The organism is Amycolatopsis sp. NPDC049253, from assembly GCF_040678995.1.
Lineage (GTDB): Bacteria > Actinomycetota > Actinomycetes > Mycobacteriales > Pseudonocardiaceae > Amycolatopsis.
This window is the reverse complement of sequence record NZ_JBFAQX010000005.1, coordinates 317,590-339,085: the sequence shown is the minus strand read 5'-3', so window position 1 is coordinate 339,085 and position 21,496 is coordinate 317,590. Positions and strand designations below refer to the sequence as shown.

24 protein-coding genes are annotated in these 21,496 nt (G+C 69.1%); 11 read left to right on the top strand and 13 right to left on the bottom strand.

The features are described 5' to 3' along the window. Positions 1-90: 90 nt before the first annotated feature. The gene (gene moaC, locus AB0K15_RS14915; protein WP_364049622.1) at positions 91-564 is read left to right on the top strand and encodes a cyclic pyranopterin monophosphate synthase MoaC; all 474 of its coding nucleotides are present in this window, start codon (positions 91-93) and stop codon (positions 562-564) included. After that, positions 561-1,592 carry a molybdenum cofactor biosynthesis protein MoaE gene (locus AB0K15_RS14910; protein ID WP_364049620.1) on the top strand — a complete coding sequence of 344 codons (1,032 nt, stop codon included), beginning with the start codon at positions 561-563 and terminating at the stop codon, positions 1,590-1,592. The genes moaC and AB0K15_RS14910 overlap by 4 nt, the downstream gene beginning before the upstream one ends. 143 nt (positions 1,593-1,735) lie before the next feature. On the opposite strand, the gene AB0K15_RS14905 is transcribed toward AB0K15_RS14910, so the two are convergent. The 3 genes from AB0K15_RS14905 to moaA form a co-directional block, all read right to left on the bottom strand. Next, positions 1,736-2,383, bottom strand: coding sequence for a transglycosylase family protein (locus AB0K15_RS14905; protein WP_364049618.1), 648 nt, complete (start codon positions 2,381-2,383; stop codon positions 1,736-1,738). Positions 2,384-3,050: 667 nt separating this feature from the next. Then, positions 3,051-3,302: a MoaD/ThiS family protein gene (locus AB0K15_RS14900; RefSeq protein WP_364049616.1), complete on the bottom strand. Its 252-nt coding sequence runs from the start codon at positions 3,300-3,302 to the stop codon at positions 3,051-3,053. A 25-nt stretch (positions 3,303-3,327) separates the two neighbouring features. Next, complete coding sequence (gene moaA, locus AB0K15_RS14895) at positions 3,328-4,401, bottom strand: GTP 3',8-cyclase MoaA (RefSeq protein ID WP_364049614.1); 1,074 nt, start codon at positions 4,399-4,401, stop codon at positions 3,328-3,330. A gap of 426 nt (positions 4,402-4,827) precedes the next feature. Between moaA and AB0K15_RS14890 the strand changes: the two genes are divergently transcribed. From AB0K15_RS14890 to AB0K15_RS14865, 6 genes are all read left to right on the top strand, one after another. Next, positions 4,828-5,232, top strand: a complete 405-nt coding sequence (locus tag AB0K15_RS14890) for a TOBE domain-containing protein (protein ID WP_354875326.1) — start codon at positions 4,828-4,830, stop codon at positions 5,230-5,232. Continuing rightward, positions 5,229-6,035 (top strand): molybdate ABC transporter substrate-binding protein, encoded by an 807-nt coding sequence (modA, locus tag AB0K15_RS14885; RefSeq protein ID WP_364049612.1) that lies wholly within the window; start codon positions 5,229-5,231, stop codon positions 6,033-6,035. Before AB0K15_RS14890 ends, modA begins: the two co-directional genes overlap by 4 nt. A gap of 22 nt (positions 6,036-6,057) precedes the next feature. Then, a complete protein-coding gene (locus AB0K15_RS14880) occupies positions 6,058-6,858 on the top strand; it encodes an ABC transporter permease (protein WP_364049610.1) in 801 nt (266 codons plus the stop codon). After that, positions 6,855-7,931 carry an ABC transporter ATP-binding protein gene (locus AB0K15_RS14875; RefSeq protein WP_364049608.1) on the top strand — a complete coding sequence of 359 codons (1,077 nt, stop codon included), beginning with the start codon at positions 6,855-6,857 and terminating at the stop codon, positions 7,929-7,931. Before AB0K15_RS14880 ends, AB0K15_RS14875 begins: the two co-directional genes overlap by 4 nt. 108 nt (positions 7,932-8,039) lie before the next feature. Further along, positions 8,040-8,834 carry an HAD-IIA family hydrolase gene (locus tag AB0K15_RS14870; protein WP_364049606.1) on the top strand — a complete coding sequence of 265 codons (795 nt, stop codon included), beginning with the start codon at positions 8,040-8,042 and terminating at the stop codon, positions 8,832-8,834. Positions 8,835-8,871: 37 nt separating this feature from the next. Further along, a complete protein-coding gene (locus tag AB0K15_RS14865; RefSeq protein WP_364049604.1) occupies positions 8,872-9,666 on the top strand; it encodes a metallophosphoesterase family protein in 795 nt (264 codons plus the stop codon). On the opposite strand, the gene AB0K15_RS14860 is transcribed toward AB0K15_RS14865, so the two are convergent. From AB0K15_RS14860 to AB0K15_RS14825, 8 genes are all read right to left on the bottom strand, one after another. Further along, positions 9,663-10,037 carry a YccF domain-containing protein gene (locus AB0K15_RS14860; RefSeq protein ID WP_364049602.1) on the bottom strand — a complete coding sequence of 125 codons (375 nt, stop codon included), beginning with the start codon at positions 10,035-10,037 and terminating at the stop codon, positions 9,663-9,665. The genes AB0K15_RS14865 and AB0K15_RS14860 overlap by 4 nt on opposite strands. After that, positions 10,037-10,801: a PhzF family phenazine biosynthesis protein gene (locus AB0K15_RS14855; protein ID WP_364049600.1), complete on the bottom strand. Its 765-nt coding sequence runs from the start codon at positions 10,799-10,801 to the stop codon at positions 10,037-10,039. Before AB0K15_RS14855 ends, AB0K15_RS14860 begins: the two co-directional genes overlap by 1 nt. A 362-nt stretch (positions 10,802-11,163) precedes the next feature. Beyond that, positions 11,164-12,618 (bottom strand): hypothetical protein, encoded by a 1,455-nt coding sequence (locus AB0K15_RS14850; protein WP_364049598.1) that lies wholly within the window; start codon positions 12,616-12,618, stop codon positions 11,164-11,166. Continuing rightward, the gene (locus tag AB0K15_RS14845) at positions 12,618-13,094 is read right to left on the bottom strand and encodes a hypothetical protein (RefSeq protein ID WP_364049596.1); all 477 of its coding nucleotides are present in this window, start codon (positions 13,092-13,094) and stop codon (positions 12,618-12,620) included. The genes AB0K15_RS14850 and AB0K15_RS14845 overlap by 1 nt, the downstream gene beginning before the upstream one ends. A gap of 99 nt (positions 13,095-13,193) precedes the next feature. Further along, a complete protein-coding gene (locus AB0K15_RS14840; protein ID WP_364049594.1) occupies positions 13,194-13,748 on the bottom strand; it encodes a hypothetical protein in 555 nt (184 codons plus the stop codon). 57 nt (positions 13,749-13,805) lie between these two features. Then, complete coding sequence (locus AB0K15_RS14835; RefSeq protein ID WP_364049592.1) at positions 13,806-14,360, bottom strand: hypothetical protein; 555 nt, start codon at positions 14,358-14,360, stop codon at positions 13,806-13,808. A gap of 113 nt (positions 14,361-14,473) precedes the next feature. After that, on the bottom strand, positions 14,474-14,809 hold the full coding sequence (locus AB0K15_RS14830; protein WP_364049590.1) for a hypothetical protein: 336 nt from the start codon (positions 14,807-14,809) through the stop codon (positions 14,474-14,476). A 239-nt stretch (positions 14,810-15,048) separates the two neighbouring features. Beyond that, positions 15,049-15,798, bottom strand: a complete 750-nt coding sequence (locus AB0K15_RS14825) for an ESX secretion-associated protein EspG (RefSeq protein WP_364049588.1) — start codon at positions 15,796-15,798, stop codon at positions 15,049-15,051. Positions 15,799-15,955: 157 nt separating this feature from the next. On the opposite strand from AB0K15_RS14825, the gene AB0K15_RS14820 reads away from it, so the two are divergent. Next, positions 15,956-17,614, top strand: coding sequence for an AMP-binding protein (locus AB0K15_RS14820; RefSeq protein WP_364049586.1), 1,659 nt, complete (start codon positions 15,956-15,958; stop codon positions 17,612-17,614). A 367-nt stretch (positions 17,615-17,981) separates the two neighbouring features. Next, complete coding sequence (locus tag AB0K15_RS14815) at positions 17,982-18,800, top strand: hypothetical protein (RefSeq protein ID WP_364049584.1); 819 nt, start codon at positions 17,982-17,984, stop codon at positions 18,798-18,800. A 386-nt stretch (positions 18,801-19,186) separates the two neighbouring features. Here the strand turns inward: AB0K15_RS14815 and AB0K15_RS14810 are convergent, their stop codons facing one another. Next, positions 19,187-20,155, bottom strand: coding sequence for a R2-like ligand-binding oxidase (locus tag AB0K15_RS14810; RefSeq protein ID WP_364049582.1), 969 nt, complete (start codon positions 20,153-20,155; stop codon positions 19,187-19,189). A gap of 16 nt (positions 20,156-20,171) precedes the next feature. Continuing rightward, on the bottom strand, positions 20,172-20,786 hold the full coding sequence (locus AB0K15_RS14805) for a TetR family transcriptional regulator (RefSeq protein WP_364049580.1): 615 nt from the start codon (positions 20,784-20,786) through the stop codon (positions 20,172-20,174). Positions 20,787-20,888: 102 nt separating this feature from the next. Between AB0K15_RS14805 and AB0K15_RS14800 the strand changes: the two genes are divergently transcribed. Then, positions 20,889-21,494, top strand: a complete 606-nt coding sequence (locus tag AB0K15_RS14800) for an HAD hydrolase-like protein (protein ID WP_364049578.1) — start codon at positions 20,889-20,891, stop codon at positions 21,492-21,494. Positions 21,495-21,496 lie beyond the last annotated feature (2 nt).

Here is a 21,496-nt window from a genome sequence, read left to right as displayed (position 1 = left end):
GTTTCCCGGGCGCCACGAGGCCCCGTCATCGCTCGCCGCGGTGACGGGGCCTTTTTGTCGACCGGGACACCGCTGGCATAGCCTCCTGGGGTGAGTGAACTCAGCCACGTCGACGAAACCGGCGCCGCGCGGATGGTCGACGTCTCCGGCAAGACGGCCACCGCGCGCACGGCGCTCGCCGGCGGCACGGTGCACACCACCGCCGAGGTGGTGGATCTGTTGTCCGCCAACGGGTTGCCGAAGGGCGACGCACTGGCGACGGCCCGGATCGCCGGCATCATGGGTGCCAAGCGCGTGCCCGAGCTGATCCCGCTGTGCCACCAGATCGCGTTGTCCGGCGTGAAAGTGGAGTTCGAACTGGACTCCAGCGCCGTCCACATCAGCGCGACGGCGAAGACCACCGACGTCACCGGCGTCGAGATGGAGGCCCTCACGGCCGTCGCGGTGGCGGGGCTCACGCTGCACGACATGATCAAGGCCGTGGATCCGGCCGCGACGCTCGACAACGTCCGCCTGATCCGCAAGGACGGCGGCAAGACCGGCACGTGGGAGCGGCAGTCATGAGCGAGGCACGGGTGATCGTGGCGTCCAACCGCGCCGCGAAGGGCGTCTACGAGGACAAAACCGGCCCGGTGCTCGTGGAGTGGCTCGCGGGGCGCGGCTACGCGGTGCCCGACCCGGTGGTCGTCGAAGACGGAGAACCGGTGGGGATCGCCTTGCGCGCGGCGATTTCCGAGGGTGTCGCGGTGGTCCTGACCACCGGCGGCACGGGTATTTCGCCGACGGACCGCACGCCGGACGTCACGCGCGAAGTGCTGGACTACGAGCTTCCGGGCGTCGCGGACGCGATTCGGTCCGCGGGCCTGCCGCACGTGCCGACGGCCGTGTTGTCGCGTGGCCTCTCGGGTGTCGCGGGCCGCACGCTCGTCGTCAACCTGCCCGGCTCGCGGGGCGGCGTGAAGGACGGGCTGGGCGTGCTGGAGGGGATCCTGGACCACGCCGTGGACCAGCTGGCCGGCGGCGACCACCCGCGGCCCGCTTCGGAAGACCTGGCCAAGGCCGACCAAGCCGCCGAATCCACGGAGAAGTCGGCCTCCGTCGCCGACGCACTCGCCGCGGACTCGCTGCCGGCGGATCCGCTCGACGCCAAGACCCCGAGCACACCTCGAGTCCGCATCCTCCGCGCGGAGGTCAGCGACCAGCCGCTGTCCGTCGACGACCACGCCCGCCTCGTGGAGGACGCCGCCGCCGGTGCCGTCGTCACCTTCGGCGGGGTCGTGCGCGACCACGACGGCGGCAAGGGCGTGCTCGACCTCATCTATGAAGGCCACCCCACCGCGGGCGACGTGCTCGCCCAGGTCGTCACCGAGCTCGCCGCGGGCTGGACGGGCGTGCGCGCCGTGGCCGTGAGCCACCGCGTCGGCCCGCTCGCCATCGGCGACGTGGCGCTGGCGTGCGCTGTCGCCGCCGAACACCGCGGCCAGGCCTTCGCGGCCTGCGCGGAGCTCGTCGACGAGGTGAAGGCCCGGCTCCCGATCTGGAAACACCAGCACTTCACCGACGGCTCCGACGAATGGGTCAACTCGCCCTGATCCGCTGCGGCCATGGCCGTTCCGCAGACCCCACGAAGGGCCCCACCGCCGGGGGAAATTCGCGGTGGGGCCCTTTCGTCGGATCACAGCCAACCGAACGCTGCGCCCTGAAGGACTTCACGACCTCACGAAGAGGCCAGGAGTCACTTGGTGGCGATCTTCTGACCGACCAGGATCAGGTTGGCGTTCGGGATGTAGGCCTTGTTCAGGTCCTGCAGCTTCTGGAAGCCGCCCTGAACGTTGAGCTGCTTGGCGATCTTCGACAGGCTGTCACCGGCCACGACGGTGTAGTCACCGTTCGGGTTCGAGCTCGGCACGCCGGTGACCGGAGTGCTGGCGACCTTCTTGGGGGCGCTGGTGCTCTTCTTCGGGGTCGCCTTCTTGGTCGTCGACTTCGAGGTCGACTTGGTCGACTTCGTCGACTTGTGCGCCGCGGTCGAGCCGCCGGCACCCTTGCCGTAGCAGTTCGGCCACGCGCCGCCGCCCTGGCCCGCGAGAACGCGCTCGGCCACGGCGATCTGCTGCTCACGGGAAGCGTTCGCCGCACTGCCGGTGCCGCCGTAGGCCTTCCAGGTGCTCTGCGTGAACTGCAGGCCGCCGTAGTAGCCGTTGCCGGTGTTGGTGTTCCAGTTGCCGCTGCTCTCACACTGCGCGACAGCGTCCCAGTTGGTCGCCGACGCGGGGGTCGCGGCGATCGCGATGGGCGCGCCGACCGCGATCCCCGCGACAGCGACGCGGGCGATGGTGCGGGTGGCGGCGGACATCTTGCGGTGCTTGCCTCGGTAAGACATGAGAATACTTCTCGGTTTCCTGCACCTACGAGCCCGAAGGCTGAGGGCCGGGTTGGGAGCCCGTCCGCCCGTTGCCGGGCGGCAGACGCGGACAGCGCACGACGCGCGGTCTTCGTCCCCTCGTCCCTGTCCGGAAATGCTTTCGCTCGGGGTATGGGTCCGGGTATCCGTCGGACAGGGCTAGGCGCTACGGATTCCCGGTCTTGCTCGGTCGGTCGGGGCCAACCGAAAAGCGACGGTACGTAACGAGAGCCGTGATCGGAAATTATTCGGCATGTGACCTACGTCACAGTAACAGCAAGCAACCTCTCACGATCGGCATGTTTTCGCAGGTCAGAGGGCCGTTATCTGCCCGTTTTCTGCCTGAGATATTTCACGGATCGTGAGGCTTGGATCACGTCGATAAGGCGTCAACGGTCCATTCGTGCAGCCATTGAGTCGGGCACCTTAAACCACTCAGTGCGAAGTCCGCCAGTGCACGCCGAGTGGTTCTACGGGTGCCCGGGAATACGCCGTGAGCGAACTACTTCGGAGAGTAGGTATTGACGAAAATGGCCGCTCACGGCGCCTTGAGCGCCGGTCGGCGTGGTCCGGACCAACTGGCCGGACGGGAGGGTTCGGGGGCCCAGTGAGCCCCTGAGCGGGGTCTGACGGGGTCTCGGGAGGGTCAGCCGCCGGCGAAGGGCGGGAGCACGTCGAGTTGCGCTCCGTCACTGAGGGCGCGATTCTGATTACGGACGGCAACCTCGTTCAACAGGAAGCTCGCCGCGTCGAGGATGCGCGGCAGCGGTCCCGGATGCAGCTCGCGCACCAAGCGGACCGCGTCCGCGACGGTCGAGCCCTCGGGCAGCTTCAGCTTCTCCTCTTCCACCCCCGCCGCCGCGCGGGAGGAGGCGAAGTAGCGGACCAGCACGGTCATCGGTTCCAGGGACTGGGGTGACATGTCATCCGCCGATCGCACTCATGGGCCGGATCGGCTGCGCGAACCCGGCTTCGTTGATCTCGTGGCCCGCGAGCTTGCCCCACATCGTGGCCCGCCACGCGTCCGCCACCTCTTCATCACGCGCGCCCGCGCGCACGAGGGCGCGCAGGTCCGTCTCGTCGTTGGAGAAGAGGCAGGAGCGCACCGCGCCGTCGGCCGTGAGCCGGGTGCGCTCGCACGCGGAGCAGAACGGCCTGGTCACCGACGCGATCACGCCCACGTCGCCGGGTCCGCCGTCGACCAGCCACCGCTCCGCCGGCGCGCCGCCGCGGGCGGCCGGGAACGGTGACAGCGAGAACTCCTCGCCCAGCATCGACAGGATCTCCTCGGCGGTGATCATCTCGCCGCGGTTCCAGCCGTGCTGCGCGTCGAGCGGCATCTGCTCGATGAACCGCAGGTGGTAGCCCTCGTCGAGGCAGAACCGCAGCAGCGGCACGGCCTCGTGCTCGTTGATCCCGCGCATCAGCACGGAGTTGACCTTCACCGGCGCCAGCCCCGCGTCACGTGCGGCGGCGAGGCCCGCGAGCACGTGGGAGAGCCGGTCGCGGCGGGTGATCTGCTCGAACAGGGCGCGGTCCACGGTGTCGAGCGACACGTTGATCCGGTCCAGGCCGGCGTCGGCGAGGCCCTTCGCCCGTTTCGCGAGCCCGATCCCGTTGGTGGTCATGGAAACCCGCGGCCGCGGCTCGAGCGCCGTGATGCGCGCCACGATGTCCTCGAGGCCCCGGCGCAGCAGCGGCTCTCCGCCGGTCAAGCGGATGTCGGTGACGCCCAGCGTCTCGACGGCGATGCGCATGAGCCGCACCAGCTCGTCGTCGCTGAGCACCTGCTCGCCGGGCATCCAGTCGAGGCCTTCGGCGGGCATGCAGTACGTGCAGCGTAGGTTGCAGCGGTCCGTGAGCGAGACCCTCAGATCCGTGGCGACGCGGCCGAACTGGTCGAGCAAGCCCGGATGGTCGGGGCGGGGTGCCGAGGGCACGCCGGACGAACCTCGTGTACCGGGGACGCGAGGAAACCCGAGATGTACTGCCGTCATTACTCACAGCTTAACTCGCGCAGGTGTGAAAAGCCGACTCCTCCTTATCCACGGCCGGCCGACGAACGAGATCTCACGAGCGTTCGGTGACCTCCCCGTGACCGCCTGCTCACGCGCTCGGCCACGCCGCTCGCCCGCCGGCGCCACCGGGACTGTCCGGAATCGACCGCACCACCCCCGACCTCGCACGACGGGAGGCGGAAACCCCTGGCTGTGACGTGGATCGCCGGTCGGACCCGACTGTCCACACCGGCTGTGACGCGGGTCATCGGCCGGCTCGATCGACCGCGGCGGCCGGCGGCCGGGACCGTCCGGCCAAACCCCGAGCGTTACCAGAACGCAATACTCGAAGAGTCACACAACGAACTGCTCGACAATTCACGTTTCACATAGCTTTTCCTCAACTGCGGCGATAATCTTCCCGCCATGCCGCAATTTCGGTTGTCCGAGGCTGCCCGGCTCCTCGGCGTCAGTGACGACACGGTCCGGCGCTGGGTCCGCGGCGGTCAGTTGACCGCGACGGACGACGCCGCCGGCCGGAAGGTCGTCGACGGTGCCCAGCTGGCGGGGTTCGCCCGCGCGCAGGCCGCCGGTCCCGACGACCCGTCGGCAGTCGGCCGCTCCGCCCGAAACCGCTTCGTGGGGCTCGTCACCGAGGTCACCGCCGACAAGGTGATGGCCCAGGTCGAGCTGCAGTGCGGGGCGCACCGAGTGGTGTCACTGATGAGTTCGGAAGCCGTCCGCGAGCTCGGGCTGCGCCCGGGTGTGCTCGCGGTGGCCGTTGTCAAGGCGACCACCGTCGTGGTGGAGACCCCGGAAGGAAACAGATGAAGAAGCTCGCCATCGCCGTCGCGGCGGTCGCGTTGTTGGCCGGTGCGTGCAGCGCGAACGACGAGGCCAGCACCAGCTCGGGCTCGGGCGGCCCGGCGGTGCCCTCGCCCGCCGGTTCGAGCGCGACGGGCACGCTGACGGTGTTCGCCGCCGCGTCGCTCACCGAGTCGTTCAACGAGCTCGGCAAGGAGTTCGAGGCCGCGCACCCGGGTGTCACCGTCAAGTTCGACTACGAGGGCTCGTCGGCGCTCGTGCAGAAACTGGACAACGGGGCCAAGGCCGACGTGTTCGCCTCCGCCGACCAGGCCAACATGGACAAGGCCGTGCAGGGCGGCGTGATCGACGGGCAGCCGACGGTGTTCGCCACCAACAAGCTGGCGATCGCCGTGGCCAAGGGCAACCCGAAGGGCATCAAGACCTTCTCCGACCTGACCAAGGCGGGCCTGACCGTGGTCGTCTGCGCGCAGCAGGTGCCGTGCGGCTCGGCGACCAAGAAGGTCGAGGACAACACCCACGTCACGCTGAAGCCGGCGAGCGAGGAGACCGACGTCAAGCAGGTGCTGGCGAAGGTGCAGTCGGGTGACGCCGACGCGGGCCTGGTCTACGTCACCGACGCGACCTCGGCCGCGGACAAGGTCGACAAGGTGGACTTCCCGGAGTCTTCCGGCGCGATCAACAGCTACCCGATCGCCGTGGTGAAGGACGCTCCGCAGGCCGCTCTGGCCAAGGAGTTCAACGACTTCGTCCTCGGCGCGCAGGGCAAGGCCGAGCTGACCAAGATCGGGTTTGGCCCGGCGCAGTAAGGGGCAACGCGGTGCGGCGGCTGTGTCCCGGCCGCCGCACTCGCGGGTTCCCCTTGTTCTCTGGATCCCCGCCGTGGCGGCGCTCGCGCTGGTGGTGCTGCCCGTCGTCGGGCTGCTCGTGCGCTCGGACGTCGCCCGCTTCCCGTCTCTCCTGATCTCCGCGTCGTCGCTGGCCGCGTTGAAGCTGTCGGTGATCACCGCTGCGCTGTCCACGGTGGCGTGCGTGATCCTCGGCGTGCCGCTGGCCGTGGTGCTGGCCCGGTCGCGCGTGCGCGGCACGCGGCTGCTGCGCTCGATCGTGCTGCTGCCGCTGGTGCTCCCGCCCGTGGTCGGCGGCCTCGCCCTGCTGTACCTGCTGGGGCGCAAGGGTTTCCTCGGCATCCTGATCAACGCGTTGACCGGCCAGCAGATCCCGTTCACGACCGCGGCCGTGGTGATCGCGCAGACGTTCGTGGCCATGCCGTTCCTGGTCGTGAGCCTCGAAGGCGCGCTGCGCGGCTCCGGCGACCGCTACGAGCAGGTGGCTGCCACGCTCGGCGCGCGGCCGTGGACGGTGTTCCGCCGCGTGACGCTGCCGTTGCTGCTGCCGGCGCTCGGCTCCGGGGTGGTCCTCAGCTTCGCCCGCGCGCTGGGGGAGTTCGGCGCGACCATCACGTTCGCCGGCAGCCTGGAGGGCGTCACCCGGACGTTGCCGCTGGAGGTCTACACGCAGGCCGAGGTGGACGTCGACAGCGCGGTGGCGCTCGCGCTCCTGCTGATCGTGGTGGCGATCGTGGTCATCGCGGTGGCGCGGCCGCGGTCGTTCGAAGGTGGTTTCCGGTGACGCTCTCGGCGCGGATCGCGCTCTCGCGCGGCACGTTCTCCCTCGACGTCGAGTTCACCGTGCCCGAGGGAACGGTGCTCGCGCTGCTCGGGCCGAACGGCTCCGGAAAGTCCACAGTGCTCGGTGGCCTGGCCGGACTGGTGCCCGTGACGTCGGCCGACATCACGTTGTCCGGCCGCGTGCTGGCGGGTGAGAAGGTGGACCTGCCGCCGCACGCGCGTGGTGTCGGGTTGCTGTCGCAGGACGCGTTGCTGTTCCCGCATCTGTCCGCTTTGGACAATGTCGCCTTCGCCCCGCGTTCGGCCGGGGCCGGGCGGGTGAAGTCCCGGGAGGTGGCGGAAAGGTGGCTGGCGGAGGTGGACGCGTCGGCGTTCGCGCGCCGGCGGCCCGGCCAGCTCTCGGGCGGCCAGCAGCAGCGGGTGGCGCTCGCCCGGGCGCTGGCTTCGACGCCGTCGTTGCTGCTGCTCGACGAGCCGTTCGCCGCTCTCGACGTGGACGCGGCGCCCGCGATCCGCGGCCTGCTGCGGCGGGTGCTGCGCGACGGCCCGACGACGGTGCTGGTCACGCACGATCCGCTCGACGCGCTCGCGCTGGCCGACCACGTGGCCGTGATGTCGGGCGGGCGCATCGTCGAACGAGGGCCGACCCGAGAGGTGCTGGCCGCGCCACGCACGGCGTTCACCGCCCGGATCGCGGGGCTCAACCTGGTTTCGGGCGTCGCGGAGGCCGGGGGGCTGCGCACGAAGTCGGGTGATCTGGTGTCGGGACTGCTGTCGCCGGACGCCGTGGTCGGCGAGGCGGCCGTCGCCGTGTTCGAGCCCAACGCGGTGGCCGTGTACCCGCACGACGGCGAGCACCACGGCAGCCCGCGCAACACGGCCGAGGCCACGGTCGCGGCCCTGGAACCGCACGGGCCCGTGATCCGGCTGCGCGTGACCGGCGGGGGCTGGGCCGAGGGCCTGACCGCGGACCTCACGCCGGCGGCGGTGGCCGACCTGGAGCTGGAGCCGGGTTCGTCCGTGACGCTGTCGGTGAAGGCCGCGACGGTGGCGGTACACCCCGCGCAAGCCTGACTGCGTTGTGCCCCAACGGAAATCCTTCGTTGTGGGCGCACTGTGACGGGGTGCCGTGGTACGGTGCGCCTGTTTCGATCAAGTACCGCAGACCAGAGGACGGCGAGGGTGACAGAAGGACGCTGGACGTACCTGAGCGACATGGACGGCGTCCTGGTTCGCGAGGAGCACCTCGTGCCGCGCGCGGACGAGTTCCTCGGCGAGCTGCGGGACAACGGCATCGGCTTCCTGGTGCTCACGAACAACTCCATCTACACCCCGCGCGACCTGCGGGCCCGGCTGCTGCGCACCGGCCTCGACATCCCGGAGGAGTCGATCTGGACCTCCGCGCTGGCCACCGCGCAGTTCCTCGACTCGCAGCGCCCGGGCGGCACGGCGTTCGTGATCGGCGAGGCCGGGCTGACCACGGCGTTGCACGAGGTCGGATACGTGCTGACCGAGCGCGACCCGGACTACGTGGTGCTGGGCGAGACCCGCACGTACAGCTTCAGTTCCATCACCAACGCGATCCGCCTGATCGAGCGCGGCGCGAAGTTCATCGCCACCAACCCGGACGCGACCGGTCCCAGCATGGAGGGTTCGCTGCCGGCCACGGGGTCCGTCGCGGCGCTGATCGAGCGCGCGACCGGGCGTTCGCCGTACTTCGTGGGCAAGCCGAACCCGCTGATGATGCGCTCGGCGTTGCGGCGCCTCGGCGCGCACTCGGAGTCGACGCTGATGATCGGCGACCGCATGGACACCGACATCCACGCGGGCATCGAAGCGGGGCTGCAGACGGTCCTCGTGCTCAGCGGGATATCCAGCCAGGAGTCGGCCGAACGCTATCCGTATCGGCCGACGATGGTGATCGACACGGTCGCGGACCTGATCGGGCGAACCCTGGACCCGTTCGGCGAAGGCTGACCGGCGTGCGCGCCGGAGCAGGGCCTATCGTCGAACGATGAGCGTGTATGTGGTGGGCGACGTCCACGGGCACCGCGACGCCCTGGCCGACGCACTGCGCGCCGAGGGGCTGGTCGACAGCGACGGCAAGTGGAGCGGCGCCGAAGACCGGCTGTGGTTCCTCGGTGACTTCGTGGACCGCGGTCCCGACGGCGTCGGCGTGATCGACTTCGTGCGTTCACTGCAGGAACAGGCGCCGGAGGCCGGCGGCGCCGTGGAGATGCTGCTGGGGAACCACGAGATCCTGCTCCTGGGGATGTACCACTTCGGCGACCGCCAGGTGCCCTCGGACTTCGGGCCGCGCAGCTTCGCCCGCAGCTGGGAGATCAACGGCGGCCTGCTGTCCGATCAGGACCGCCTGACGCCGGAACACATCGAGTGGCTCTCGGCGCGGCCGCTGGTGGCGCTGGTCGACGACCACCTGCTGATGCACTCGGACACGCTGGAGTACCTCGACTGGGGCTCGGACATCGCGTCGATCAACGCTTCGGTGGGGGAAATCCTGACCGGCAGCGACATCGAGGCGTGGTGGGACGTCTGGCGCCGGATGACCACGCGCTACGCGTTCCGCGGCCCGGCGGGCGAGGAGAACGCGGACGCGTTGATGGAGGCTCTGGGCGGCTCGCGGATCGTCCACGGCCACAGCGTGATCGCCGACCAGCTGGGCATCCACCCGGCGCAGATCGAGGGGCCGTACCTGTACGCCGGCGGCAAGGCGCTGGGCATCGACGGCGGCCTGTTCGTGGGCGGGCCGTGTCTCGTGGTGCCGTTGCCGTTCACGCCTGAGTCCTAGGGGGCGTCGACGATCTCCTTGCCCAGCGGCATCAGCGACACGGGGATCAGCTTGAAGTTCGCGATCCCCAACGGGATCCCGATGATCGTGATGCACAGCGCGATGCCGGTGACCACGTGGCCGATCGCCAGCCACAGGCCGGCGAAGATGAACCAGATGATGTTGCCCAGCACCGACCCGACACCCGCGTCGCGCCGGTCGACCACCGTCCGGCCGAACGGCCACAACGCGTAGTTCGCGATCCGGAACGACGCCAGCCCGAACGGGATGGTGATGATGAGGATGCAGCACACGATGCCCGCGAGGACGTAGCCCACGGCCATCCAGAATCCGCAGAGCACGAGCCAGATGATGTTCAGCAGCAGGCGCATCAGACGTGCAGCTCCCCACTCACCACGGTGACCGCCTGCCCACTGATGCGGACGCGGTCGTTGTCGAGTTCGGTTCGGACGACGCCGCCCCTTCGCGAGATCTGGTGGGCTTGCAGCTTCGTCCTGCCGAGCTTCCTGCCCCAGTAGGGCGCCAGGGCGCAGTGGGCGGATCCCGTGACGGGGTCCTCGTCCACGCCGACGCCGGGGCCGAAGAACCGGCTGACGAAGTCTGCTGTGGCGTCGCCTTGTGCGGTGATGATCATCCGGCCGGTCCAGGTGTTCTTGAGCTCCACGAGGTTCGGCGTGGCTTGGGCGACCTGCTCCGGCGTCTCGAGCTCGACGAACAGGTTCTCCCTGCTGCGTCCGACGTAGAGGGGCTTCATGTTGTCGTCGGTGAGGATGTGGCTGACGTCCTCTTGCGTTTCCCGCGGCTCATCGGCGGGGAAGTCCATCTCGATCCAGCCGTCGTCGTGCTTGGTGCAGGTGAGGAGGCCACTGCGGGTTTCGTAGGTCTGCGTCCCGCCGAGCACCTGCGTCGCCGCGATGGTGGCGTGGCCACACAGGTCCACCTCGGTCGCCGGCGTGAACCAGCGCAGGGTTGTCGTGGTGTCGCTCGTCCTGACGAAGGCTGTCTCGGAGTGCTTCATCTCGTTGGCGACCTGCTGCATCCAGGCCGCTTCCACGTCCCCCTCCAGGACCACCACGCCGGCCGGGTTCCCGGCGAACGCCTCCCCGGTGAACGCATCGACCACGTAGAACCGCATGGAGTTGACGGTACCGGCGTGGGTCGGTGGGGGTGTCAGGGATTTCCCCTGGGTTTTGTGGATGTCGTTTTGTCGACTTGTGCGGGTTGCCGGCTGCACCCGCTTGACGCCCAGGGCGCGGCGCGCTCAACGCGTCGCCTCTGGCTTCGCTCAGCGACGCGCGCTCGTCCCCCAGGGCGACTCGCTCAACGCGTCGCCTCTGGCTTCGCTTGGAACCGCAACACGTCGCCACCCACCGGATGGCGCCGAGCAACACGGCGCGCCCTCCCGGTTGGCGTCGAGCAACGCGGCGCGCCCTCCCGGTTGGCGTCGAGCAACGCGGCGCCATCGACCGGATGGCGCCGCGCTCCGTCAGTCTCTAGTCAGCCGCCGATGACCGGGGGCGTGATCTTCTCCCCGTCGGGCCCCCGCTCGGGGCGCACCTCGAACACCTCGTCGGGGTCTTCCTGGTTGGGGAGCTTGTTCTTGTGCTCCTTGTCGTCTTCCTTCTTCTTACCGGCCCCCGCTGCGCCGGCCGCTCCGCCCGCACCGGCCTTCCCGGCTTTACCCGCGTTGGCCGCTGCGGTCGCCCCGCGCTCCAACCGCTCGCCGGCACCCTTGCCGGACCCGGGGCCTTCGCCTTCGCCGGGCTTCGCTCCGCCGCCGGATACGCGGCTGCCGGCGAACCCGCCGCCGGGCCGCCCGGATCCACCGCCGGCTCGTCCGCCGCGCAGGGTCTCGTCCCCGGCACCCCCCGCGCCACCCGGGCCACCCCCGAACGTCAACGCATCGGGGGTCAGCCGTCCGAAGCCACCGCCACCCGCGGGCGGCCGGAACCCGGTGCCCCCCGTACCGCCGGGCCCACCGAACGACCCAGCGCCGGTGCTGGAGCCCGCACCGGGCGGCGTGTAGGCGTTGCCGCTGAAGCCTGCGGGGCCACCCGCACCACCAGGGGCTCCTCCGCCGGGGACGCCGCCGGGTGCGCCGAAGTTGCTGCCACCGCTGAGGGCGCCCGCGTGGCCGAGACCGGCACCGGGGCCGGCGCTGCTCGCGTGGGTGCTGTCGTCCCCGCCTCCGATCGGCGGCGGGGCTGAGAACTGGGGCTGAGTCGTGGACGTTTCGTGGTACGTGTTGTCGAGCCCCTGCATCACCTGCACAGCCTGCTGGTGCGCGGCGTCCGCCTGCTGCTGCTTGGCGCCGATGTCTCGCATCGTCTGCGCAGCGGCCGCAGGATTCGCGACACTCAACTGCTGCGTAGCCTTGGCCATCTCGGCCTGCTGGTCGAACTTCACGGGCTCCGGCATGGTCGTCTGCGCGTGCCCGGCCGCCGCGGCCTGCTGCGAGTAGCGGTTGGAGCTCAGCTGGGCGGCGTTCGCGGTGTTCGCCGCGTAGGTCGCGGTGTTCTGGAAGAAGTTGTGCGCTTGCGACGCGCCCGCGCCCTGCCACTCGATCTGGCTCGAATTGGCCGCGTCGTTGATCGAGTTGGACACGTCGGCCAGCCAGTTGCCAAGGTCGTTGGCGACTCGCCCGCGAGCGTCAAGGTCGCCGGGGTCCATGTTGGTGTGGACCATGTCGTAGAGCTGCTGGTGATCGTGCGCCGCGTAGTTCGCATCGGGGGCTGGGGCGTCACCGCGAGTGGCCTGGCCCTGCAGGAGCTCCTCACCCTGGGTGACCGAATAGTTCGACGCCGCCTGGCCGGTGCGCTGATCGACCGAATCGCGAACATTCTGCTGATCCTCAGCACCGAACCGCCCCGGCGCTGCCTTCTTCGACAGGTCGGCGTGGGTCTGGCTGTAGTAGTCGGCTTCGTATTCGCGGGGTTGTGCGCGCTCGCTCATCAGTCCGCCTTGCCGATGCCGGAGAAGGTCTGGGCGTGCTCGCTGTCGGCTTCGCGGTAGTTGTTGCGCGCGATCTGCAGAGCCTGCTGGACCTGTGTAATGCTGTCCAGGAGCAGCTTGAGGTTGGGGATCAGGGACTGCTTGTCACCGTTGGCGACCTTGATGTTGAAGTCGGCGACTTGATTCGCGTAGTCGCTCGAACCCATTTTGGCGCGCGTCAAGAGATGGAAGAAGTTTCGGGCCTCTTTGTTGTAGCCGTCGATAAAATCGTCACATACCTTGTTGTACGCCTGAAACCCTGCTTCGTTGACAGCGAAGCCGCCCCCTTCGGCCAGGGCTTTGAATTTCTGTGCACCTTCGTTGAGGCGGTGTACGCCCTCGGTGTCGAGAGGATTGACCAGAAGATCCGGAACACTGCCTTGCCCCGTGTCGGCCGAGGCCGGGGGACCACCGCCGAATTCGGACGCACTCGTCATCGCTGTACAACCCTCCTGGACACGCTACGTGCTCCCCCGCCCACTCTAGATGGCCAGAGGTGAGCTGTCAGGGAGTTGGGGACAACCGCCTGGTCGCCATCAGGTGTTCTTCGGGAGCAGAAGTTCGACCGCTTCGGCGACAGCCCTGGCCCTGGTACAAGCCGCGTCGGTGGTTCCGGGCGCGAGTGAAGCTGAGACGAGAGCACGCGACTTCGGCTTGACTTCGATACTGACGGCGCAGAGGCCCTCTTGTCCGGTCGGCTCCAGTTCGAGGATCGCCCGCCGAGCGCGAACGTGGCCGGTTTGAGCCTTTGACGGATTCGGGAGGTTCGCGTCGTAGCTCTGTCCGTCCTGCAGAACCAGGCCGAGATAGTCTTGTCCTGGCTTGTTGGCGTCGCAAGCGTGTTCCTGATCGGCGATCGACGGTGTCGACGGGGGATAGCCTTGCCCGGCAAGCGCCTGGTCCAGCGTCTTGCACGGGCTCATCCCCGCCAGCGGGGTGTCCGACTGCGTGCTCGGCGCACTGCTCGAGGGGGACCCTGACGGGCTCACCGGGGTGGGGTTGCCGCCCACTGAGCCGTCGCAGGCAGTCAGAGCGCAGGCGAGAGCGGCGAGGCCGACGAAGGTCACGAAGCCACGGATCGGTCCGGTCACCCGGTGAACACTACGGGTAGGTGATCGTCGGCGGCGAGCCTGTTGCCGAAGCGAGCATCAGGTGTTCTTGGGTAGCAGCCGTTCGACGCCCTCCGCCACGAGCCGAGCCCTGAGGCAGGCATCATCAGTGTTACCGGAGGTGAGTGCGGCGAAGACCGTTGCCCGGGATTTTGGTTTGGCCTCGATCGAGACGGCGCAGCTGCCGGCTTGCTGGGTGGGCTCTGGTTCCAGGATCGCTCGTCGAGCACGCACGTTACCGGTTGTGGCATTCGCGGGGTTGGGGATGCTCGTGTCGTAGCTCTGTCCGTCTTGTAGTCCCAGGCTGAGATGGGCCTGTCTGAACTTTTGTGTGTCGCATGCCGTCTTCTGATCGGCGATGGACGGGCTGGCATGTGGATAGCCCTGCCCGGCGAGTGCCTGGTCCAGCGTTTTGCACGGACTCATCCCGGCCAGCGGGGTGTCCGTTTGCGAGCTGGGCGAACTGCTCGGTGCGGACCGCGATGGGCTCACCGCAGTGGGGTTACCTCCTACTGAGCTGCCACAAGCAGTCAGAGCGCAGGCGAGTCCGGCGAGGCCGACGATGGTCGCGAAGCCACGGATCGGTCCAGTCACACGCTGAACACTACGGGTAGCTGACCGTCGATGCGATCCGGTTGCTACGTGCTCCCTCGCTCCCTCGGGATGGGTCGTTGTGGGCTTGTCAGCAAGTTCCGACAGCCGGCTGGTCACGTGCCCCTCGGGAGCAGGAGCTCCACGGCTTCTGCGACCTTCCGCGTTTCAATACACGCCTCGTCGGTGTCGGTTGAGGTGAGGGCTCCGAACACAATTGCCCGAGACCACGGCTTGACTTCGATGCTGACGGCACAGGTGCCGGCTTGATGATTGGTCTCGAGCTGGAGGACGGCTTGCCGTTCGCGCACATTGCCGGTTTGGGTCGAAGCAGGATTGGCAAGGGTGGTGTCGTAGCTCTGGTCGTCTTGCAAGTCCACGCCGAAGGTGCCGCTACTGGGTTTCGTAGTGTCGCAAGCGTGCTCCAGATCAGCGCTCGATGGAGCGGACACCGGAAATCCTTGCCCGGGGAGTGCCTGGTCCAACGTCTTGCAAGGGCGCATCTCTGCCAATGGCGTGCTAGACAGCGGCGGTGTCGCGCTGCTCGTCCCCGGGCTGCCCGAAGTCGCCGGTGACGGGTTCCCGTCGACCGAGCCGTCGCAGGCGGTCAAGATGAGGGTGAGGGCAGCGAGAGACGCGAGTGGGTAACGGCCACGAGTCGGTCCGGTCACGCCATGAACGCCGGAGACGCTCACCGGATCCCTTCCTCGATCGTCTCGAACAGCCACCTCCGCAGGTGAGATCCATCCGACGGCACGAACCGCAGCCGGAAGCCCCCATCCCGAAGCGGCTCCGAGAACGTGACATACCGCCCCCCATCCGTATCGACGAAGGTGGCCGTCGAGACTGGACGCAGTACGCCGTGCCGAGGACGCAACGACAGTTCGACCGTGCCGTGCCGGTGCAAAGCCCACTGGGAGTACGCACCCAACGCATCCCGATCACGGCGCGACGGCGGAGCCGACGTGAAATCCCTGTCCGAAAAGTCAGAATCATCCGACGAGCCCGAAGAATGCCGAGCCGGAGGCTGCGTGATCGACACCGGCGCGACCGGCAAAGGCGGGTAAGCCGGGAACATGCTCAACACCGTCTCCACCAGCCGATCCGGCCGAGTCTGCTGGAAACGGATCCCCTCGGGCGAGGACGACGAGAACACCCCCAAGCCCTCACCGATGCAAGCCCGGTACAGCACCGTCCCCGCAGGAAGCTCCGCCGCCCGCACGATGATCAGCACCTCGGGCCGCGTCCAGGCCTGCAAGGTGGCCAACACGTCGTGGTCCAGCTTGTCCGAGACAGCCAGGCTCCGGGACCTCAACGCGTCCCAAGCCGAGTCCGACAAGCGGCGGTTCTCAGAGAGCGTCAGCCCTGGGCTGCGGATTTCGAAGGGGTGCCACGAAGCCGGCAGGCCGCTGCGGCGGACGGCGACGTCGACTTCGGTCAAGTTCAGGGAGAACTCCTCCGGCACGGCCCAACCCCAACCCCTCGTGAAAAGAACCCGCACCGAGCGTAGCGGAAGGCGGGCGCCCGGCCGGGTGGTCGTCGGAACCCCGGGTTCCTAGACTCGCGGGTGTCGACGAAGACCCCACCGGGAGGCAACCATGCCCGACGCGCCCGCCCTGCCCAGTTACGCCTCCGGGACGTCCGATGTCCCCCTGCTGGGTGACACCATCGGGGACAACCTCGACCGCACCGTGGCCGCCTTCCCGGAGCGCGACGCGATGGTGGACCGCGCGGCCGGCACGAAGTGGTCGTATGCCGAGCTCAAACGGGATGTGGACCAGCTCGCGCACGGGCTCGTCGCCACCGGGATCGGCAAGGGGGACCGCGTCGGGATCTGGTCGCCGAACCGCGCGGAGTGGACGCTGCTCCAGTACGCGACCGCCAAGATCGGCGCCATCCTTGTCAACATCAACCCCGCGTACCGCTCGCACGAGCTGGAGTACGTGCTGAACCAGTCCGGTGTGCGGATGCTCGTCGCGGCGGACAAGTTCAAGACGTCGGACTACGCGGCGATGGTGGAGCAGGTCCGGCCGACCTGCTCCGGGCTCGAGTTCGTGGTGCTGCTCGGCACCGACGCCTGGACGGACCTCATGGCCAAGGGTGAGGGTGGCGCTCCGGAAACCATTGCCGAGCTCCAAAAGAACCTGAGCGCCGACGATCCCATCAACATCCAGTACACGTCCGGCACCACGGGCTTCCCCAAGGGCGCCACGCTGTCGCACCACAACATCCTCAACAACGGCTACTTCGTCGGCGAGCTCTGCAACTACACCGAAGAAGACCGCGTGTGCATCCCCGTGCCCTTCTACCACTGCTTCGGCATGGTGATGGGCAACCTCGCGTGTACCAGCCACGGCGCGTGCATGGTGATCCCGGCGCCGGCGTTCGATCCGCGGGCGACCCTGGAGGCCGTGGAGGCGGAGCGGTGCACGTCGCTGTACGGCGTGCCCACGATGTTCATCGCGGAGCTCAACCACCCCGACTTCGGCGAGTTCGACCTGTCGTCGCTGCGCACCGGCATCATGGCGGGCTCGCCTTGCCCGGTCGAGGTGATGAAGCAGGTGATCGACCGGATGGGCATGACGGAAGTGTCGATCTGCTACGGCATGACGGAAACCTCGCCGGTCTCCACGCAGACGCGCGCGGACGATTCGGTGGAGCGCCGCGTGTCCACGGTCGGCCGTGTCGGGCCGCACCTCGAGTCCAAAGTGGTCGATCCCGAGACGGGCCTCACCGTGCCGCGCGGCGTGCCCGGTGAGCTCTGCACGCGTGGCTACTCCGTGATGCTCGGTTACTGGGAACAGCCCGACAAGACGGCCGAAGCCATCGACGCCGCTCGCTGGATGCACACCGGCGACCTCGCGGTGATGGACGAGGCCGGCTACCTCAACATCACCGGCCGCATCAAGGACATGGTCATCCGCGGCGGGGAGAACGTGTACCCGCGCGAGATCGAGGAGTTCCTCTACACGCACCCGGACGTGCTCGACGCGCAGGTCATCGGCGTCCCCGACGTCAAGTACGGCGAAGAGCTCATGGCCTGGATCCAGATGCGCGAGGGCGCGCAGCCCCTCACCGCCGAGGCCGTGCGCGAGTTCTCGCAGGGCAAGCTGGCGCACTACAAGATCCCGCGCTACGTCCACATCGTCGACGGGTTCCCGATGACCGTGACGGGCAAGGTGCGCAAGGTCGAGATGCGCGAGCAGTCCGTGACGCTGCTGGGCCTCGAAGCCGCCGCCTCGGCGAAACACGCATAGGGCAGGCAACCGGACAACTCGCCTCGCGCGTGTTCCCCTCGGAGACCACCGAAGGGGGGAACATCGTGAAGGTCAGTCGAAGAGCGTTCGCCGTGGGGGTCGCGGCGGCGGCGATCACTGTGCTCGCACCAGTGGCCGATGCGGTGGTCGGCCCGATCGAGCTCGCGCCGCGGGCGGGCGGCACGTACAGCGGCGTCGAGGCGATCAACGCCCGCGGCACCGTCGTGGGCGAGTCCTACCCGCGTGACGTGCGGATCCGCTACCACCCCATGAAGTGGTCCGCCGCGGGCGTGCCCACCGCGTTGCCGACGCTCGGGGGTGCCCGGGGCCAGGCCGTCGCGATCGACGGGGACGACGTCGTGGTCGGGTGGCTGAGGACGTCCAGGGCGCTCAGCGCGCGGTGCGCTGGGCCGCCGACGGCACGGTCACGCGACTGGCGGACACGGGCGCGAGCAGCAGCGCGAGCGCGATCAGCGACACCGGCCGGATCGCCGGCGCTTCGTACGACGGCGTGGCTTCGCACGCGCTGCTGTGGGAACGCGACGGCCGCGTCCGCGAGCTGCCCGGCCTGCCCGGTGGCGGATCGGCGTTCGCGGACAAGATCACGCCCGACGGTCGCACCATCGCCGGCGCCGCTGCCGACGCGGCCGGGCACACCCACCTCGTGCGCTGGGACGAGCGCGGCCGGATCACGGACCTCACGCCGGACGGCGAATACGGCACCGTCGCCGGGATTTCCCGTGACGGCACGGTCATCGGCTCGACGACCTTGCCCGGGGGCAACTCCGTGGCCAGGCGATGGGACCCCTCGGGCCGCGTCGTGACGCTGGGCGGAACCGAGGCGCCGAGCTTCGGGCAGGCGATGGGGATCAGCGACAACGCCACCGTCGTGGGCCTGGTCGACCCCGACTTCGGCGGCAGCTACGCGACACGGTGGGACCGCTCGGGCCGCCCGACCTACCTGCCGAGCGACACCCGCAACGCGACGGCCCACGCCATCAACCGCTCCGGCACGATCGCCGGCCAAGCCAAGGGCGTCGGTGCGAAATGGGCACCGGACGGCACCCGCACGCGCCTGGACCCCTTGCCGGGCCGCACTTCCGCGTCGGCGCTGCTGATCAACACCCGCGGCCTCACTGCGGGCATGTCCTACGGCGACATCTGGCGCGGCGTCATTTGGAGGTGACGCCAGTGGCCGTCCCCGGCGCGATCCGCGGACGGCCGCCGCCCGCGGCTGATTGCACGCGCTGACGCTTGCCGTCCGGCCTGCGGGATCCGCTGAATCGTCGCCGTCGCCGTCGCCGCGCCGTGGCGTGAGCCGGCCGCGGCGATGGGAGGGCCGCTTCGCCCGGACACTGCCGGTGCCGCCACGGATCACAACCCGTGGCGGCCTCGACTACCGGCTTCGCCGGAACGCCGGACTCGGCTGGTGCGTGGCTGAACTGTGGAGCAGCGCACCAGCCGTATGCGCTCGGAAGTTCCGAGGGTCAAGCCTTTCGCTTGCGCCTGGTCCGAGGCGGTGCGTGGAACGGCCACGCAGCCGGCAGGCCACGGAGCCGTCGCCACCACCCGTCAGTAAGCCGCCGCCGCGGCTTCCGCCAGGGCCTTCTCGTCTTCCTCTCCGAAGGTGTCCTCCAGTTGCTCCGGCGAGTAGTCCAGGTCGATCTGCTCGACGGGCGTCCCGCGGGCCGACTCGATGGCGCCCAGCCGGCGCTGGGCGCGGTCGGCCGCGTACTGGATCAGCTCCTGCGGGTCGTTGTCGAACGGGACCTCCTCGAACTGGTCCTGCACCCACTGGATCATGTTGAGCGCGTGCGGCAGCAGTTCGCCCATGCGCTGCTGCACGGCGTCCCACAGGGAGTCGTCGGCGGCGACGTGGCGGCGGCAGGTGAAGGTGCCCCACGCCATGTGGCGGCGTTCGTCGTCGCCGATGTGTCGGACGAGGTCCTGCATGCCGGGCAGGATCTGGTTCTGGGTGCAGATGAGCTGCCACGAGTAGTAGCCCGTCAACGCGAGGCTGCCTTCGATGACGTGGTTGTACGTGACGCTCGCGCGGATCTGGTTGAGGGGACTGGGATCGTCCTCCAGGGCCCGCAGCGACTGCGGCAGCTCCTCGTAGAAAAGCTTGCGGTAGTGGGGGTTTTCGGCGACGTAGGGGTGCAGGTCGTCGTCGAGGCCCACGGCGTCCATCCAGCGGCGGAAGACCTCGACGTGCTTGGCTTCCTCGAAGCAGAACTGCGTCAGGTACATCTCGTCGCCGAAGCGGCCGGTCGAGGACATCGCGCGCATGAAGGGCTGGATGTCCTCCGTCACGGCCTCCTCGCCGGCGATGAACTGCGCCACGAGGTAGGTCGTCGAGCGGCGCTGATCGGGCGTCAGGCTCTCCCAGCCCTCGCGTTCGCGGCTGAAGTCGAGGTCGGCGGGGTTCCAGAACTTCTTGTTGCCCTTCACGAACAGGCGCAGCGGGAACGAGTCCCAATTGAGCCCACCCTTGCGCAGCGAAGAAAACCCGCTGCGCAGCTCGGGAAGCGTGTCCGTCATGTCCGGCCCTTTCGTGTCACTCCATTGTGGACGATTCCGTGGACGATCCTGCGAGGAAGCTCTCGATCGCCGGCGCCAGCACCGCCACCACGGCGTCGGCCGCCTCGACCGCGGAGTGCGTCGGCAGCACCAGGTGGCTCAGCGACAGCCGCACCACCGTCTCAGCCAGCAGCGCGGCGGACTTCTGCGACAGCCGGGGCTCCAGCGAGCGGTACTGCTCGGTCGCGAGGTCGGCGGCGGCCGTGAGGATGGGCTCGCCCTTGGTGGTGAGCAGGGGCAGCAGGTCCTCGCCCGCCTCCGTGCCGAGCGCGGCGGCGACGAGCCGGTTCTCCCGGGCGTGGTCGATCGTGTAGACGACGGCGCCGTGGATGCCGGGGATCAGCCCGTCGGCGCTCTCGAAGCGGCGGCGGATGCCGTCGAGGAACTCCGCCGCCGTGCGCAGCGCCACGGCCTGCGTGAGCGCCGCCTTGCTGCCGAACTCGTTGTAGACGGTCTGCCTGCTCACGCCGGCGCGCGCCGCGACGTCGGCCATGCGCAGCGCCTGGTGACCGCGGTCGGGGAGGAGGTCCGCGGCCGCGTCGAGCAGTGCTTCACGCAGTGATGCCTTGGTGCGCTCGGTGAAGCTCGTCACATCGCCAGCTTGACACAGATCGGGATCGTGTCAAGAAGGTTTACTGACCACGATCGGATGTACACGCCGGTTCTGTCGGTGGTCCCCGCTACCGTGGCGGACGTGGGCATCACCGTGGGCTTCGACCTGGACATGACACTGATCGACCCGCGGCCGGGGATGGTCGCGGCGATGAACGCGCTGAGCGCGGAGTCGGGCCTGCCGCTCGACGGCGAGCACTTCGCCGCCAACCTCGGCCCGCCGCTCGATGACATCCTGCGTGGCTTCGAGGCGCCCGAGGAACGGATTCCGGGGCTCGTGGACCGGTTTCGTGCGCTTTATCCCGGGCTCGTCGTGCCGAGCACGGTTGCGCTGCCGGGCGCAGCGGAAGCGCTGAAGGCCGTGCGCGCGGCGGGCGGGCGCACGCTCGTGGTCACCGGCAAGTACGGGCCCAACGCGCGGCTGCACGTCGAGGCGCTCGGGCTGGAGGTCGACGAGCTCGTGGGTGAGCTGTGGTCCACGCAGAAAGCCGTGGCGCTCAAGGAGCACGGTGCGCGGGCGTATGTCGGAGATCACCTCGGCGACGTGCGGGGCGCCCGCGCGGCCGGCGCGCTCGCGGTCGGCGTCACCACCGGGCCGTGCACGAGGGAAGAACTGCTCGCCGAGGGAGCCGACGTGGTGTTCGGCTCGCTCACGCAGTTCCCGGAGTGGTTCGCCCGCGTGTTCTGAGG

Coding starts and splice junctions, on each gene's coding strand:
- AB0K15_RS14910 (WP_364049620.1), top strand. CDS start 561: ATGAGCGAGGCACGGGTGATCGTGGCGTCCAACCGCGCCGCGAAGGGC.
- AB0K15_RS14905 (WP_364049618.1), bottom strand. CDS start 2,383: ATGTCTTACCGAGGCAAGCACCGCAAGATGTCCGCCGCCACCCGCACC.
- AB0K15_RS14900 (WP_364049616.1), bottom strand. CDS start 3,302: ATGACCGTGCTGGTCCGCTACTTCGCCTCCTCCCGCGCGGCGGCGGGG.
- moaA (WP_364049614.1), bottom strand. CDS start 4,401: ATGACGGCAGTACATCTCGGGTTTCCTCGCGTCCCCGGTACACGAGGT.
- AB0K15_RS14890 (WP_354875326.1), top strand. CDS start 4,828: ATGCCGCAATTTCGGTTGTCCGAGGCTGCCCGGCTCCTCGGCGTCAGT.
- modA (WP_364049612.1), top strand. CDS start 5,229: ATGAAGAAGCTCGCCATCGCCGTCGCGGCGGTCGCGTTGTTGGCCGGT.
- AB0K15_RS14865 (WP_364049604.1), top strand. CDS start 8,872: ATGAGCGTGTATGTGGTGGGCGACGTCCACGGGCACCGCGACGCCCTG.
- AB0K15_RS14860 (WP_364049602.1), bottom strand. CDS start 10,037: ATGCGCCTGCTGCTGAACATCATCTGGCTCGTGCTCTGCGGATTCTGG.
- AB0K15_RS14855 (WP_364049600.1), bottom strand. CDS start 10,801: ATGCGGTTCTACGTGGTCGATGCGTTCACCGGGGAGGCGTTCGCCGGG.
- AB0K15_RS14850 (WP_364049598.1), bottom strand. CDS start 12,618: ATGAGCGAGCGCGCACAACCCCGCGAATACGAAGCCGACTACTACAGC.
- AB0K15_RS14845 (WP_364049596.1), bottom strand. CDS start 13,094: ATGACGAGTGCGTCCGAATTCGGCGGTGGTCCCCCGGCCTCGGCCGAC.
- AB0K15_RS14820 (WP_364049586.1), top strand. CDS start 15,956: ATGCCCGACGCGCCCGCCCTGCCCAGTTACGCCTCCGGGACGTCCGAT.
- AB0K15_RS14810 (WP_364049582.1), bottom strand. CDS start 20,155: ATGACGGACACGCTTCCCGAGCTGCGCAGCGGGTTTTCTTCGCTGCGC.